This is a genomic window from Chitinophaga hostae (genome assembly GCF_018224885.1).
GTDB classification, from domain to species: domain Bacteria; phylum Bacteroidota; class Bacteroidia; order Chitinophagales; family Chitinophagaceae; genus Chitinophaga; species Chitinophaga hostae.
This window is the reverse complement of the sequence record NZ_JAGTXB010000002.1, coordinates 156,785-172,595: the sequence shown is the minus strand read 5'-3', so window position 1 is coordinate 172,595 and position 15,811 is coordinate 156,785. Positions and strand designations below refer to the sequence as shown.

The window sequence follows — 15,811 nt, the reverse complement described above, 5'->3', positions numbered from 1 at the left end:
TACGATTTAAAAATTCAAATTAAACTTTGCGGCTACTTCCTGCATATCCTTCACCACCGGGGCTATTACGGGAATACCATTCTCCAGCCTTTCGTGGTGCATTTCTCTTTCAGGGTCGCCTGGTATCAGCACTTTTTTTCCTGTTACCGGCTCAGCAGCTCTGAAGCGGCCGATCCAGGTATCCATATTGGCTTTAAACTCCTCTGCCGGACGGAAGGCGTCTACACGCATAGCTCCGAAGAAATGCCCGAGTCCCTCTCCTACCGGATCAGGAGATAACGGCAGAAAACTCACAAAAGGAGGCGCCCATGGTCCATAATTGGCCCCTGAAAGAACGGCCGAAAATATATCAACAATTGCTCCCAAACAATACCCCTTATGACTTCCATGCTCACGATCGCCTCCAAGCGGCAGCAAAGCACCGCCATCTTTGAGTTCATGAGGATTTTTACTTGGATGGCCTTCTTTATCCTGGATCCAGCCATAAGGCGCTTCTTCATTTTTACGTTGAAGGATCTCCAGTTTACCGTTTGCTGCAGTGGTAGTGGCGAAATCGGCCACAAAAGCCGGCTGCTCCTTTGCCGGAATGGCTACTGCTATGGGATTGGTACCCAACATACGTTCTGTGGAAAAAGTTGGCGCCACCAGTGGACTGGCATTCGTCATAGCCATACCTATCATGTCGCGCTCCAACGCCATCATGGCGTGGTAACCGGCAATACCAAAATGATTGGAGTTTTTCACGCTTACCCAGCCGGTACCCACTGCAGCAGCTTTCTGCATGGCTATTTCCATAGCAAACGGCGCCACTACAAGGCCAAGCCCGGCATCACCATCAATTACTGCAGTACTGGGCGTTTCATGTACCACACGAATATCAGGTCGCGCATTGATGCGCTTAGCCTCCCATAAACGAACATAGCCCGATAAACGGGCTATTCCATGAGAATCGATACCACGCAAATCCGCCGATACCAGTACCTCGCTCGCCAATGCAGCATGTTCCAGGCTGCAACCCATATGAATAAAAACCTCGCGGGTAAACTCCCTCAAATGATGATAAGAAAAAATATGTTCCATCTGATAACGAGTTAAGCCTGAGCGGTAGGTCCACCAAAATTCAACGGTACAGACACCTGCTCCTGATCCTGGATAGGACCATGCACAGATTCATACTTCTTAATATTATCCAGCATGGCCTTCATAAACCGCTTGGCATGCTGTGGCGTGAGGATTATACGGGATTTTACTTTCGCTTTGGGCAGACCGGGCATCACATTTACAAAGTCGACTACAAATTCTGCGTTTGAATGAGTAATGATAGCAAGATTCGCATATTGTCCTTCGGCGATTTCTTCATTTAACTCTATATTAAGCTGATTCTGTTCTTCCTGATTTTCCATGTTGTATGATTTTGCCGTACAAAAATAGAAAAAGAGGACTCAAATGAGCCCTCTTTTTTTATAAACAGCGGATTAGGCCTGTTTAATAGTCGTCGTCTTCAGATTTTGCACACCAACTCCCAGCTGCCACGCCCCGCTTCCGGGGATTTGAAGATCCCTGTAACTCCAGGCAGATACTGTCTGTTGCATGGTTTGACCGATACTTCCCTGACGACCGGGAAACACTTTTCCACCATTAATGGTAATAGTTGCATTGTTGTTGATGTGTTTGGAATTGGCAACATTGATGCGGAGGTGAATCGTATCTACATTACTTCTGGCCTGGAAACAAAGTCCAGGCGCAGATCCGGGTTCTCGACACAAACTTCTTCCGCAGAAGAAATTCGCTCATAAAGCAAGTTAGATTTAGATTTCGGTTGACAGCCACAAGTTAGAAAAAAATAAGACGCTGTGTTGCATCTAGTTAACATTATTTTAACAGAAAGTAAAAATATCGATATAATTAACTGAAAAGCAATTCATTGCAACACAAAAAAAATAAAATAAAATTTTGCGTCATCTTCTGATTAGATACTGCAGTTGAAATTGCAGCAGTGTTTTTTTATTGCCGGCAACCTGGTCATTGCCGCTGCCTATCTTATCAATACCCGGATAAATAGTTTGATGAAAACGCGCCCAACAGGATAATCGCCTGTTTGTTTTCCATTTTATGTTCAGGTAATATTGCCAGCCGAGGCCATAGAGCTGAGATACCGCGTTTTCATACAACACGCTGCTTTCCGATGCATAGATGCGGGAGTCGTAACTGCTGGTTTGAAAACGTGCCACTCTCCCGCTTAGCACAAATGGTAAATGTTTGAAATGATAACCTACGTCCTGGTAAATCATCCATCCCTGCTGAGCGCCCGCAGCTGATTGATAGCTGGTATATTCCAACCTGGTTCTGGCCTCCAGCTGTTTATTCCATTGCCAATTACATTGAAGCCGTATATGCCGGGTAGTTACGAGCATCAACATCTTAATGGGATTATCGGGCAACAGGATATTTTCACTGGCCTGCCGGTAGTTGTATCGAAGCAACATCGTTATTTTTTTTCCAGGAATAAAAGTGCCCTGCATAAAATATTCCTGTCCGGCAGACGGCGCATTAACGCGGTACTTCAGCCATGGGAACCGGAAAAAATCGGCATAGGCATCCAGCTTAACACGCGCAGTTACTTTAACTGTTACGGCTGTATATAATCCCTGTTCGTTGACAGTACGATAGCCATCACCAAAACCTTTTGCATAGAGCGATTGGTAAGCCTTGTCATAGTAACGATAAACGATCGCCATATCCGCGGATGGTGCCACACTCATTAATAACCCCTGCACAATGGCCGATTTACCATTGTTACTTACAGCAGCTTCTCCGAATAAGTGTACATTTTTCCAGCTACCGGCATAGTCGATGCTTGCAGCGGAGAGTTGACTCCCGTTAAAATCAAACTGGTTATATGGTACAATTTCCTTCTGCAGGGCGGGCGAAAAACGATGACAGATGACATTTGCTCCCAGTTGCCAGCGGCGGATATTGTAACGGATATTTCCTCCCGCGCTGATTAGCTGTACACGTCCGCGCTTTGCCGCTTCGCTGGCGGTACGGTGATAACCACTGCTGATCACGGTTGCCGCTGTCACTTCATCCATTAAAGTGTCAGTACTGGCATCCTGTTTCCGTTCTGATACAAAAGCAGTAGCCTCCCAGTGCTGATGCTGCAGCGTTATAGCGGCGCCTCTGAAAAAATAGAATTCTCCCGGCGAAGTATAGGGCCTCAATACTTCTCCTTCGCGCTTTACCTGCATTACTCCGGCGCCTTTACCCAAAGCCTGCGCCTGCCAGTTTAATAATCCCTGCCCCATATTCACCGTATAGTCGCCCAAAGCCAGTGCTTTAACTTTCCGGTACTGCCTTATAAAAACATGCGCGCTGTAAAAATCAAATCCCTGTTGTTGGGCACCTTTAAAAAATGCTTCGCCGGCATCTTTTTCCATGACAATTCCCCAACTGATATAACGTGGAAAATTATAACGGTAACGCATAAACAATTTTTCCGGGCCGCCCATGTAGGCAGGCAAGGTGCTATCGGTATGTAAGAAGCCTTTCGCTTTCTCCAGTGGCCTGGCATACCGCAGCAGGAGGCTATGATCGCCTTTATGCAGGTAGTCATGCAACGTATAATGTGGTGCGAGATCGTTACCCACCATCACAAAAGGCAGGATACGCCGGATTACGTCTGGCTCAAACCCTGGAACTGCCTGTAATTCATAGATGCTTAAGAGGTCCCCGAGCAATAACCGGTATTGCAGGAAATTACTGATCTGCAGCGGCGTTAATAGCCCGATAGATTGCAACGTTGCCTCGTCTGCCGTATTCAGCTGGATTTTGTGTCGCCCCAACGCATTGAGCCGCTGCCATTGTGCATCATCTTCCGATACACTTTCTGTACCCGCAGCTTCCCGCTCCAGGTTATTCTCTATCACTGCTGGTTGTGTTTCTTCCTGCTGCCGGGCCATCACCCGTTTGCTGACCGACAAGAGCAGACAACCCACTATTCCGCAACAGATAAGGTAGCCGGTTGCCATATCAGCGAGGTTGAAGGTGTGATACCCAGTTGCGGATGAAACCCAGCGGCAATATCGATCCGAAGAGAGCGCAGGTAAAAGATGACAGCAGCGTTGTTATACGCCGGCGCCGTAGCGATCCCTATTTCCAGGGCCAGTGCGGGAACAATGCGGTAGTATGCGGCAGCAGTTACACTGGTGACCGCACCTGTATTGATGATTCCCGCGGTCAGCAAACAATCGCGCGATGCTTCGAAACCAGCACCGCCACTGTAGATGGGAGATGTTCCTGATAGCTTGTATGCCTGTACACCCGTGTGTAGTTTTTCGCTGACGTGCCATAGCAGTCCCCCTGTAAAACCAATACCACTACTGCTGCCCACGCCCTGCGCTGCAGTGGTTTCGTAATTAAACTGCAACCCTATTCCCAGTTTGCGGCCAAGGCTGCGGCCATATGCTCCGCTGATACGTTGCTGATACCAGGCGCTGTTGCCCAGTCGCATAATACTCCCTCCAAAAGCACCCGCCTGCACCGGCACAGCTGCCATCACTGCATATAAGGAGGCAGCCTTTAACAGGAACCTGTTTTCAGCGTAAATACCGGCGCCGAATTCCGGTAAACAGGATAAACCCGCTGGGTTATTCCATGCAGCTATCACATTTTGAAAATGACGGCTATAACTGCCTACTGTGGTATTCTTTCCTACAGGCATCAATAGCGGCTGTGCAGGCAACAGCGCAATCCACCACGTGGATATAAGGGTCAACAACAACTGTTTCATCCGGGAATTGGGTTTAACAATAAAAATTCTAACCGATAGCTGATGTGTTTGGGTTAACAAAAATGCTATCTACAGCATCAAATATAGAAATCACATAACAACCAAACGTTAATGAAACACAAACAGGACTATGATTAAACTGATTAAGAGGATGATCCTGATTTTGTCTTTACCAGGATTAAACTCATTTCGTTGATTAGCAGGATTTTTTCAATGTGGTTTTATATGACAAAAAAATTAGCGAAGACTGATAAGTGTTTATCTTATCTATCTCCGCTAATTTTTTAATCTTTTAATATTAGTAAAAAATCAGAACAATCAATGAAATCAGTTTAATCCTGGTAAAGACAAAATCAGGATCATCATTCTAATCAAACTAATCACAGTCTAAAATAATCCGTACAGCTGGGAATCAATCTTGGAAATAATCTCTCCCAGGTCTTCATCGCTTTCCGGGAATTTATTTTTATCGATATCGATAATCAGCAACGGGCCTTCTTTATATTTCTCAATCCAGTTGTTATAATATTCGTTCAGGCGTTTCAGATAGTCGAGCCGTATATTTTCCTCGTACTCTCTTCCTCTTTTCTGAATCTGCGCTACCAGGGTAGGCACCGATGCCTGCAGATAGATCAGCAGGTCCGGCGGCTTCACCATGCTTTTCAGCGTTTCAAAAAAGTTGAAATAGTTGTCGAAATCACGCTTGGTCATCAGTCCCATTTCATAAAGATTGGGCGCAAAAATATGCGCATCTTCATAAATGGTGCGATCCTGTATCACCGTTTCCTTGCCATTCTGCACTTCCAGCAGTTGCTTTAATCTGCCGTTCAGAAAATATACCTGCAGGTTAAAGGACCAGCGAGGCATATCTTCATAAAAATCATTCAAATATGGATTGTGCTCAACATCTTCATACTGCGGATGCCATTTATAATGTCTGCACAGCATCTCTGTGAGCGTGGTTTTACCAGCGCCGATATTTCCGGCGATGGCGATATGTTTGATCTTGTTCTGTTTTGCCATGCGATGATAGGTCTAACATTGAAAATAGCTACAGTTGGCGACTTTTTCAATAATAATTTATGCCAATAAGTTTTTTCGCCTGTTGCAAAGTTTGTGCCGCATTCGCCCTGGCCTTTTCTGCACCGGATTTCATAATCTTCTTCAGATAGTCTGTGTCCCGCTGTAGTTCTTTTGCCCGTTCACGGATAGGCGCAATAAATTTCACCATATCTTCTCCCAGCTGCTTTTTCATATCACCAAAACGGATACTTCCATTGGTGTTCCATGTGTCTTCGTAAAACGGCGCGAGGTCAAGAGCACACACCAGTTTCATCAGATCCAGCAGGTTCCTGACTGATTCCGGCATAGGAGAGCCGGGTACGCCAGTACCTGTATCGGTCTTAGCTTTTGCTATTTTCTTGATGATCTTATCGTCGTCGTCGGCCAGGTATAATGTAGCCATTTCATTTTCACTCTTGCTCATCTTACCTTCTCCGTCCAGGCTGGGAATACGCACCAATCCATCACCATAGTTGAAGGCTTCCGGTTCAGGAAACAAATCACCATAACGATGATTAAAACGCTGTGCAAAATTGCGTGCCATTTCCAGGTGCTGCCCCTGGTCTTTACCCACCGGCACCTTTACTGCACGCTGGATCAAAATATCCACGCTCATGAGCACCGGGTAGGTCAGCAAGCCTGCGTTCACATTCTGCGGTTGTAACCGCACCTTGTCCTTGAAGGTGGGTACCTTTTCCAGCTCACCAACATAGGCAAGCATATTCATCAGCAGGTACAGTTCCGAAATTTCCGGAATATCGCTTTGCACATAAAGGGACACCTTTTCAGGATCCAGTCCCGAAGCAATATTTTCTGCCAGTACCCGCATTACATTACCCGGCAGATCCTTCGGATCAGGATGGGTAGTCAGTGAATGCCAGTCTGCCACGAAAAAATAGCAGTTAAAGTCTTCCTGCATCCGGATATAATTACGGATTGCGCCAAAATAATTGCCTAAATGCAAATAACCGGTGGGGCGTATGCCGCTTACCACAATTTCTTTTTCTGTAGCCATAACAGGGCGCAATTTAATGAAAAAGCGGAAAGCTTAAAGCAAAAAGCGGTTATTGTGCGCTGCCGCCGCCGTTTTGCTTTATGCTTTAAGCTTTCCGCTTTTTCTGGCCGTTTATCCCTAATTTTGCGGCACTATCATATTTACCATTTATATTTCATTATCTTTTGATTTATTTTGATTATGGAAGTCAACGAAGCACTGGTGCAACAACTGGCAGATCTGGCCAGACTGGAATTTAACGACCAGGAAAAGGTGGAGATACGCGGTGAGCTCCAGCGGATGATTACCTTCGTAGAGAAGTTGAATGAACTGGATACTACTAACGTGAAACCATTACTTCATCTGACAGATGATTATAATGTTTTCCGGGAAGACAGGGTCATGCCAGGTACTACCCGTGAAGAAGCCCTGCGGAACGCACCATCAGCTACTGAGGAATACTTTAAAGTGCCGAAAATTATAAAGAAATAACCCACATGCAAAAGTCCGTCATCCATCTGGAAGAAATCAGGAAAAGCTATTTTCTCGGAAAAAATGAACTCCCGGTGCTCAAAGGAGTAACGCTCGACATTTTCAAAAATGAATATGTAGCACTGATGGGACCCTCCGGTTCCGGTAAATCCACCCTGATGAATATCCTCGGATGCCTGGACACGCCTACCAGCGGCAGGTATATCCTGAGCGGACATGATGTGAGTAAAATGGAAGATAATGACCTCGCCACCGTTCGTGGCAAGGAAATCGGCTTCGTATTCCAGCAGTTTAACCTGATGCCCCGGCTTTCCGCACTGGAAAACGTGGCCATTCCGCTGATCTACGCCGGTATCAACAAAAAAGAACGGACCGAAAGGGCCATTGCCATGCTGGAAAAAGTAGGGCTGGGCGAACGCTATAAACATAAACCCAATGAACTTTCCGGCGGCCAGTGCCAGCGTGTGGCCATTGCCCGCGCCCTGGTAAATAACCCCTCCCTCATACTTGCCGATGAGCCCACCGGTAACCTGGACTCCAGAACTTCTGTGGAAATCATGGAGATCTTTGGCGCCATCCACGCTTCCGGCAACACTGTTGTGCTGGTTACACATGAGGAAGATATTGCCGATCATGCCAAACGTGTTATCCGCTTGCGTGATGGGATAATAGAATCGGACCGTGTCAACGAAAAAGTGGCTGTACTCTAATAAAAATATTCATCATACCCGACGGCGTTATAGGAAGGGACCCTCCCTGCTTATAACGCCGTATTTCGTAATTTGCAATCGCACAAAACTGTAATAACCATGTCATTCAAAATATATACTAAAACAGGCGATAAAGGAAAAACCTCCCTTATCGGCGGTACCAAAGTACCCAAAAGTGACGTGCGCATTGATGCCTATGGTACCGTGGATGAGCTTAACTCCTACATAGGCCTGGTCAACGACTATATCGCCGATCCGGGCACCAAACACCTGCTGCGCGAAATACAGGACCGCCTCTTTACGATTGGCGCCGCTTTGGCCTGCGATCCCGATAAGGAAACCAAACTGAAAATACCCGACCTCCATGAAGCAGATATCGCACTGCTGGAAAACAGCATCGACCAGATGAATGAAGAATTGCCGGTAATGAAATCCTTCATCCTGCCCGGCGGCCACGTAGCGGTATCTACCTGCCATATTGCACGCTGCGTTTGCAGGCGTACCGAACGCCTCTGCGTAGGCATGAAGGAACATGATATGTTCATCGAACCACTGGTACTAAAATATATTAACCGTCTCAGCGACTACCTTTTTGTACTCGCACGCTGGGTAGGACACAAGCTGGGCGCGGACGAAATTCCATGGAAACCCCGGGTATAGAAAATTGCTTAAATTCGCTTCATGTTTACAGGAATCATAGAAACACTAGCAGAAGTAGTATCTACCAGGAAGGATGGTGGTAACCTGGTAATAACGATACAAACGCCCCTCGCAGGCGAATTGAAAATAGACCAGAGCGTGGCACATAATGGGGTATGCCTGACCGTGACCAACATACAGGGCAACACCTACGAAACCGTTGCCGTAGCAGAAACCCTGCAAAAAACCAACCTGGGGCAGCTCACCCCCACACAATTTGTAAACCTCGAAAGAGCCATGGTATTTAACGGCCGCATTGATGGCCACCTGGTACAAGGACATGTAGACAGCGTAGGAGAATGCATTTCCTGTGAAGAACAGGATGGCAGCTGGTTGTACCGCTTCCGTTATCCAAAGGAATTTGCTGCACTTATCGTGGAAAAAGGGAGTATTTGCCTGAACGGGATCAGTCTCACCGTGTTTGATGTATCCAACGATGAGTTCTCCGTCGCCATCATTCCTTACACCTACGAACATACCAACGTTTCCAAAATAAAACCCGGCTCGCTGATCAACCTCGAATTTGATATTCTTGGTAAATATGTAGCCAGACAAATGGCTGTTAGAAATTAATGATCTGCAGTCCTTACTATACAAAACTAAAGCCGACAGCTGCATGCTAAGATCGTTCCTGCTCTGCTTCGTCATTTTTTTCTCCCTGCGGGCAAATGCCCAGCAGACTGGCATAATACGGATCCAAGGCAGTTACGATTCCTCGGCGGTAACGGAGCTATATAACAGCGCTCCTATTGGCATACAGTTGTTTTACAGTGATAGCTCCACACAACAAACCACTGGCTACCTCCGGGGTAACTATCGCTGGAATAAACTGGATATCAGCAGCAGTAATGGTAGTATCCGTAATGGTATACTCTACTTTAACAGACCTCAACTGGTAAAAGATCATTATCGTATTACCCTGACCGTTAGTACCGGCAACAATAAACCTTTGCAAAGCACTATCACCCTGCCCTACCTGACAGGTATCCGCTTTAATCACTATGCCGACAGCATTAAGCGGGATATCCGTTTTTACCTGAATGTGGAAGGGAAATTCAGCAGTGGAAAAGTATTTCCGCTGGATACCGCTTCAGTAAAATTTGCGGCATCTGATGGGGAAATATTAGGACAGGATTTATTATTACCCAAAAACGATACTATAAAAACGGTGACCGTGGAAGCATGGTATAAACACAACAACCGCATGTACCTGCGCTCTGTTATCCCCGTAAAACAAGCGCCGGACCCGGATTCCCTGATTACAAAACCTTCTCCCGAAGGGAATAAAAGAAAACGGAGACAGTAATTATATCAGCATCCGGGATTTCAGCTCCAGGTATTTGTTGACTACATTCAACGTTAACTGTTCCGGTGGGCTTAACAACGACATGATCCCGTATTTTGCCAGCTCCTTTACAATCAGCTTCTTATCATACGCAAACTTCTGCGCAATGGTTTGTTTATAAATCCCCTCGATGTCATAAGCCGGCTGCTCAGTCACCTTCTTCAACTCCGTATTCTCAAAAAACACCACCAGCACCAGGTGATAACGGGCCAGGCGCCGCAGGAAGGGAAGCTGCCGCTGCAAACTGGACATCGACTCAAAATTGGTATACAACATCAGCAAAGAACGGGTAGATACACTGCTGCGAAGCTGTACACTCAATGCCTCATAATCACTTTCCTGCCAATGCGTTTCCTGCGCATACAAGGTATCCAGGATCTTATTTACCTGTACTTTTTTATTGCTGGCAGGCAATACCTCCACCTTATTCTCAGTAAAGGTTACCAAACCTGCTTTATCACCTTTATTAATGGCCACATTGCTAAACACCAGCGACGCATTGATCGCATAGTCCAACAGGGATAACCCGTTAAAAGGCATCTTCATGGTACGCCCCTTATCAATAATAGAATATACCTGCTGAGATCTTTCTTCCACATAATTATTAACCATCAGGTTACCTGTCCGGGCAGATGCCTTCCAATTCAGCATCCGCACGTCGTCACCCTTGGTATAAGGCTTGATGTGATCAAACTCCATACTATGCCCGATTACACGGCGCTTATGTACCCCCAGTTCGTTTAACCGGTTCATATAGGAATACAGCTCGAAATGCCGCAACTGGTGAAAACTCGGATATACGCTAACCGACTGTTCGTTATTAAATACAAAACGACGGCAGATAATCCCCAGCGCGCTTTTTACAAATACATTGCTGTAACCAAAATCATAAACACCCCTTTCTACCGGTCGCAGTACATAGCGAAACACATGCGCCCCTCCCCCGCCAACTTTTGTTTTCAACGAAAAATTCCGCTCCTGGAACTGGAAGGGCACCTCTTCAATCACAGATACAAACACGGGGAAAGGATACCTGTTATGAAAATCAAGTAATACTTCATTATCATCACCATTGCTAAAACGAGCGCTGGTTTTACGTTCCAGCGATACGATATCCGCAGGACGCAACAACAACAAAACCATGTCCAGCAGCATAACGCCCACCAGCACAATAAAGGCGATGATCGCCACATTATAAAGATGTGGAATAAAAAATGAAATGATGAACAACAGGATATTTACTCCCAACAGGAGATAAAACCTGTTGGTAAAAAAAAGCAGCTGATATAAATTATTCTTTACTGTTGCGGACATAAATTGTGTTAGCTTTTAGCTGTTAGCGATTAGCTGTTAGCTTTAGTTGCCAGCTTAATTGTGTTAGCTTTTAGCTGTTAGCGGTTAGCTGTTAGCTTTAGTTGCCAGCTTAATTGCTAGCTTTTAGCGGTTAGCGGTTAGCTGTTAGCTTTAGTTGCCAGCTTAATTGTGTTAGCTTTTAGCTGTTAGCGATTAGCTGTTAGCTTTAGTTGCCAGCTTAATTGCTAGCTTTTAGCGGTTAGCTTTTTGACGGTTAGCTGCATAATATCGGTAAACTAACAGCTAAAAGCTAACCGCTAAAAGCTATCTCGGTACTTCTACCATCTTAATGATCTGTGCAATCACATCATCGGTCTTAATACCTTCCATTTCCTTTTCAGGCGTAAGAATAATACGATGGCGTAATACATGCGGCACCATTTCCACTACATCATCAGGAATTACGAAGTCCCTGTTTTTCATGGCTGCCAAAGCTTTGGCGCAGTTCATAACGGCAATGGACGCACGGGGAGAAGCGCCGAGGTAAAGCGACGAGTTCATACGTGTTTCATTGATGATAGCCGCAATGTAATGAAACAGCTTATCATCTACCACCACCTGTCTTACCTGGTTCTGGTAGTCAATAATCTGTGTGGTTGTTACCACTTTACTGATCATCTTTGTAAGATCTGTTTCCCCGCTGAAATGATGGATGCCACGTAATACGGCCACTTCTTCCTGCAGATCAGGGTATTTTACTTCTATCTTAAAAAGGAAACGGTCCAGCTGGGCTTCCGGCAGGCGATAAGTGCCTTCCTGTTCTATCGGGTTCTGCGTGGCAATCACCATAAACGGACGATCCAGCGACCAGGTGTTGCCGTCATTGGTAATCTGCCTTTCTTCCATTACTTCAAACAACGCCGACTGCGTTTTTGCCGGGGCGCGGTTTATTTCATCAATCAGCACCAGGTTGCTAAAGACAGGGCCCTTCTTATATTCAAACGCTCTCGTTTGCGGATTAAAAACAGAAGTGCCCAATACATCGGCCGGCATCAGATCAGGCGTAAACTGTATACGGCTGAAATCAGCATCCACACATTGCGCCAACAGCTTTGCCGTAAGTGTTTTAGCAACACCGGGAACGCCTTCTATCAGCACATGACCCTGTGTAAGCAGGCCTGCAATCAGGAGATCCACCATCTGATGCTGCCCTACAATTACTTTTCCTATTTGCTCCCTGATAGCTTCCACACCTTGGTGCAGCGCAGAAAAATCAGTCCGGGGTTGAAATGTATTGGTGTCCATTATTTATTTCGTGTTTAAATAAAATAGTTGAATACGTTTATAAAATTCCTTCAGATAGTCGTCGCTGATATTTTCTTCCAGTTGTACATGGTGCATCATTTGCAGTAATTGTCGTATATCCGTTTCCGGTATAGCCGACTTACGGGACAATGCCGCCACAAATTCTTCGTTCAGAATATTGGTATTAAGGTAGTAACGGTTACGTATATACTCCAGCAAATGGAGAATCATTTTATGAGCCAGGTTGTAGTTGTTATGCTGCTGGTAATACAGCTGCCCGATAGCATCTACGAACTCAAGCGAGGTATTATTGAATGCCGGTTTATCGGGAATGATGCGCTGACGGCGTTTGCTTTCGAATAAAACATACAGTAACAACAATGCTACTCCCAGCCAGAGCGCCCACCGCATAGACGGGTAGCGCATCAGTACCTGCCACTCGCTGAAATCGCCCGATTGCGCACTATGCTGGCTGCTGTAAAAATCATCCCAGTATACATTACCGGCGCCGTATTGCAGGTAGGATAATTGTGTTTCCAGGGCCTTTACATTGCGCTGATGCAGCACAAAATAGTTCGTGAAAGTGTAGGGATTCAGCAACAGGTAAATATATCCGCGGCTATACGATATACGTATAAAGTTGGGTTTGTTTTTATAGTTGCTGCCCAATACAGTTGTTGTGCTGCTGTCGGTACCTGAAAAATAGTTTCCGCTGATCATACCAGGGTAGGAGAAATTGGTATCCACGGGTACGGCTTCATCTTTATAATACTGCACCAGGCTCTCCTTTTTCTGTTGCAGGTTACTGCTTTCCACTACCGCAAATTTTAACTGTTTGGCGAGATAAGGATCCGGCATATTTACCGCAATAAATAACTCGTTTCCTACTGCCGCATATTCCAGCATGGCATCCACATCTTTTTCTGTGGTAAACAATTCATTCGCCACAAGGATATAGGCGTTACCACTATATTTCAGCTGGGCTTCTTTTTCGTAGGTACGCGCAAATGGTTTGGTGACCACCTGTATGGAGTTGCTGTAAAAAAGTTGTGGCAGCATTTTAAAGGCGGCATAAGCGCCTCCGGCTTTTTTGTCTTTGCTGTAAAACGATGAACGCTGCATATCGGTGGTTTGCTCTTCCCTGTTGGTGGTAAGATTTCCCCCGGCAATAATCAGCACTATCAACAACAGTGCAACCGATCCGATGATATATATGGGTTTGGTATTCACGAAGCTTTTCCTATTGCGTTATTAAAATCCCTGAACTCCTGGTTGATATTCCTGAAATTGTCTTCACTCACGTCAAAGCCTCCGTACCAGATGTATTCATAATCCAATGTCAATGCAGCAAATTTTTTATAATAGGGAGAACTCCTCATATTACGCAGGTAATCGTTGTTGGTTTTCTCTCTTCCCGGCACAATCATTTCGCGGCCGGCCAGCTGAAACAAGGTATACAGGTACCACCAGCGTATGGCCTGCCTCATATCTCCGGCAGCTACTGCTGCGTTTATCTTCTCCTGGTATTCGCCGGCACTGTGTAATTCTTCTTCCTGTATCTCTTCTAATCCTTCTATCAGCTTAGGTTTGCGGAAAAAGCTCATACCGTTTGTTTTCATATACCAGTATACGAGCAGTCCAAGTCCAATCAGCAACAGGATCATCACAATAAAACGGATGGCGGCAATAGACCTGAATAGCGCTACCATCAGGCGTTCAAGCCAGGTATTGCGTTTGGGCGGCGCTTTCTCTATATCATAATATTGCAGCTTCTTATTGGCCTTCAACTCTTTTAGCAGCGAGTCCTGTATATGCCGCATTTCATAGGCGGCAGCCTCTTCTTCATATTCGGAAGACTCACTGATACTGTCTGTATTCATGTTGACTGCACTGTCGGCCGTCGCTTCGATAACATCCGGATTATTTTGTTGCCTGATAAAGTCCGCTTCATTTATTTTTATACTATCGTATTGCGCCATACTTTTTAATGGCAGCCAGAGCAGCAACAGCAGGCATATTTTCAACCAAACATATTTTTTCATACTACTGCTTTGACAGGATAAATGGGGTGAGTACTTTCCCTTCCGCACTTAAACGATATCCTTTTTTATGCAGGTAGATGGGATAAAAAACAAAGTAACCCAATATAAAGGCGAGCGAACCCAACAGGATAAAAAGACTCAGCGGCAGCGGCATTCCGGTGTGACGGGTTACGAAACTTTCCAGAAAAGCGGCGACAATAAATATGGGCACTAAAGTTACCATGATCTTGATGCCGTCTTTCGCAGCTTTTCGCAGGGAATCGATCCGTTTCCGGGTACCCGGAAAGAGAATTCCCTTCCCCATGATAATCCCGGCGCAACCGGCGATAACGATGCTGGAAATTTCCAGCGTACCATGTATCCAGATCACCAATATAGATTTCCAGCCAAGGCCGTGGGTAAAAAACAGGTATTGAAAAACACCCAGCATTACACCATTCCGCATCAGCAGGTACAAAGAGCCGATACCCAGGAAAATGCCACCCACGTAGCAATAGAAGGCCACCTGGATGTTGTTGTAGGCAATGCTGAAAAACATCAGCAGCGGATTCCCGTCTTTGTAAACACCAAAGGGATCATGATTGGCAATATTCCGTTCCGTCATATTTACATATTCGTCGCCCAGTACGCCGCGCACAAAAGTTTCATCATGCGCCGATGAAAAGGCGCCGATAATACAGAAAAGCAAAAAGAATGACAATGTAAACAATAGCAGGCGGTGATACCGGCGGAATAACAGCGGCAATTCGTATTTAAAAAACAGCTGGAAGCGGCCTACATCTTCTTTACGGTTCTGGTAAATACGATGGTAGATACCTGCGGCCAGGCCGTTGATATAACGGGTTACTTTACTGAAGCTATAAAATGTTTTGGCGTAAGACAGATCATCCAGTACAGATACAAATCTTTCCGCCATTTCATCAGGGTCATCTGTGGGCTCCTCCTGGTATTGCTTCCAGCGGGACAAATTTTTCTTGATAAACAGCGATTCTCTCATAGTGAGTTCTTCTTTCCCTTTTAAATACGGATATTACCTACAGTAATGGGTTACTAATGGGGGAATACCGGCAAACATACTAA

The 15,811-nt window shown here is 45.6% G+C and carries 17 protein-coding genes; 5 read left to right on the top strand and 12 right to left on the bottom strand.

Annotated elements, in window-relative coordinates:
• Positions 1-6: 6 nt before the first annotated feature.
• The 7 genes from KE626_RS04950 to trpS all read right to left on the bottom strand — a co-directional run bounded on the left by KE626_RS04950 (position 7) and on the right by trpS (position 6,866).
• Positions 7-1,080 (bottom strand): Ldh family oxidoreductase, encoded by a 1,074-nt coding sequence (locus tag KE626_RS04950; protein ID WP_211971767.1) that lies wholly within the window; start codon positions 1,078-1,080, stop codon positions 7-9.
• An 11-nt stretch (positions 1,081-1,091) separates the two neighbouring features.
• On the bottom strand, positions 1,092-1,403 hold the full coding sequence (locus KE626_RS04945) for a DUF3467 domain-containing protein (protein ID WP_133808729.1): 312 nt from the start codon (positions 1,401-1,403) through the stop codon (positions 1,092-1,094).
• A gap of 72 nt (positions 1,404-1,475) precedes the next feature.
• Positions 1,476-1,766, bottom strand: coding sequence for a hypothetical protein (locus KE626_RS04940; protein ID WP_211971766.1), 291 nt, complete (start codon positions 1,764-1,766; stop codon positions 1,476-1,478).
• Between the two features lie 192 nt (positions 1,767-1,958).
• A complete protein-coding gene (locus tag KE626_RS04935; RefSeq protein ID WP_211971765.1) occupies positions 1,959-4,028 on the bottom strand; it encodes a ComEA family DNA-binding protein in 2,070 nt (689 codons plus the stop codon).
• Positions 3,995-4,789, bottom strand: coding sequence for a hypothetical protein (locus KE626_RS04930; protein WP_211971764.1), 795 nt, complete (start codon positions 4,787-4,789; stop codon positions 3,995-3,997). The genes KE626_RS04935 and KE626_RS04930 overlap by 34 nt, the downstream gene beginning before the upstream one ends.
• Before the next feature lie 387 nt (positions 4,790-5,176).
• Complete coding sequence (locus KE626_RS04925) at positions 5,177-5,812, bottom strand: deoxynucleoside kinase (RefSeq protein WP_133808723.1); 636 nt, start codon at positions 5,810-5,812, stop codon at positions 5,177-5,179.
• A gap of 46 nt (positions 5,813-5,858) precedes the next feature.
• Entirely contained in the window at positions 5,859-6,866 is a 1,008-nt protein-coding gene (trpS, locus tag KE626_RS04920; RefSeq protein ID WP_211971763.1) for a tryptophan--tRNA ligase, read from the bottom strand.
• Positions 6,867-7,046: 180 nt separating this feature from the next.
• Here trpS and gatC point away from each other — a divergent pair, with 180 nt between their 5' ends.
• From gatC to KE626_RS04895, 5 genes are all read left to right on the top strand, one after another.
• Entirely contained in the window at positions 7,047-7,337 is a 291-nt protein-coding gene (gene gatC / locus KE626_RS04915; RefSeq protein WP_211971762.1) for an Asp-tRNA(Asn)/Glu-tRNA(Gln) amidotransferase subunit GatC, read from the top strand.
• Positions 7,338-7,342: 5 nt separating this feature from the next.
• Positions 7,343-8,047 (top strand): ABC transporter ATP-binding protein, encoded by a 705-nt coding sequence (locus KE626_RS04910; protein ID WP_211971761.1) that lies wholly within the window; start codon positions 7,343-7,345, stop codon positions 8,045-8,047.
• Between the two features lie 99 nt (positions 8,048-8,146).
• Positions 8,147-8,707: a cob(I)yrinic acid a,c-diamide adenosyltransferase gene (locus tag KE626_RS04905; RefSeq protein ID WP_211971760.1), complete on the top strand. Its 561-nt coding sequence runs from the start codon at positions 8,147-8,149 to the stop codon at positions 8,705-8,707.
• 21 nt (positions 8,708-8,728) lie between these two features.
• On the top strand, positions 8,729-9,319 hold the full coding sequence (locus KE626_RS04900) for a riboflavin synthase (RefSeq protein WP_211971759.1): 591 nt from the start codon (positions 8,729-8,731) through the stop codon (positions 9,317-9,319).
• A gap of 43 nt (positions 9,320-9,362) precedes the next feature.
• Positions 9,363-10,052, top strand: coding sequence for a hypothetical protein (locus KE626_RS04895; protein ID WP_211971758.1), 690 nt, complete (start codon positions 9,363-9,365; stop codon positions 10,050-10,052).
• Here KE626_RS04895 and KE626_RS04890 read toward each other — a convergent pair whose 3' ends face one another.
• The 5 genes from KE626_RS04890 to KE626_RS04870 form a co-directional block, all read right to left on the bottom strand.
• Entirely contained in the window at positions 10,053-11,405 is a 1,353-nt protein-coding gene (locus tag KE626_RS04890) for a DUF58 domain-containing protein (RefSeq protein WP_211971757.1), read from the bottom strand. It abuts the gene before it with no gap.
• A gap of 303 nt (positions 11,406-11,708) precedes the next feature.
• Positions 11,709-12,689 (bottom strand): AAA family ATPase, encoded by a 981-nt coding sequence (locus KE626_RS04885; protein ID WP_211971756.1) that lies wholly within the window; start codon positions 12,687-12,689, stop codon positions 11,709-11,711.
• A gap of 3 nt (positions 12,690-12,692) precedes the next feature.
• On the bottom strand, positions 12,693-13,919 hold the full coding sequence (locus KE626_RS04880; RefSeq protein WP_211971755.1) for a DUF4350 domain-containing protein: 1,227 nt from the start codon (positions 13,917-13,919) through the stop codon (positions 12,693-12,695).
• The gene (locus KE626_RS04875) at positions 13,916-14,731 is read right to left on the bottom strand and encodes a DUF4129 domain-containing protein (protein ID WP_211971754.1); all 816 of its coding nucleotides are present in this window, start codon (positions 14,729-14,731) and stop codon (positions 13,916-13,918) included. The genes KE626_RS04880 and KE626_RS04875 overlap by 4 nt, the downstream gene beginning before the upstream one ends.
• A gap of 1 nt (position 14,732) precedes the next feature.
• The gene (locus KE626_RS04870; protein WP_211971753.1) at positions 14,733-15,728 is read right to left on the bottom strand and encodes a stage II sporulation protein M; all 996 of its coding nucleotides are present in this window, start codon (positions 15,726-15,728) and stop codon (positions 14,733-14,735) included.
• Between the last annotated feature and the right edge of the window lie 83 nt (positions 15,729-15,811).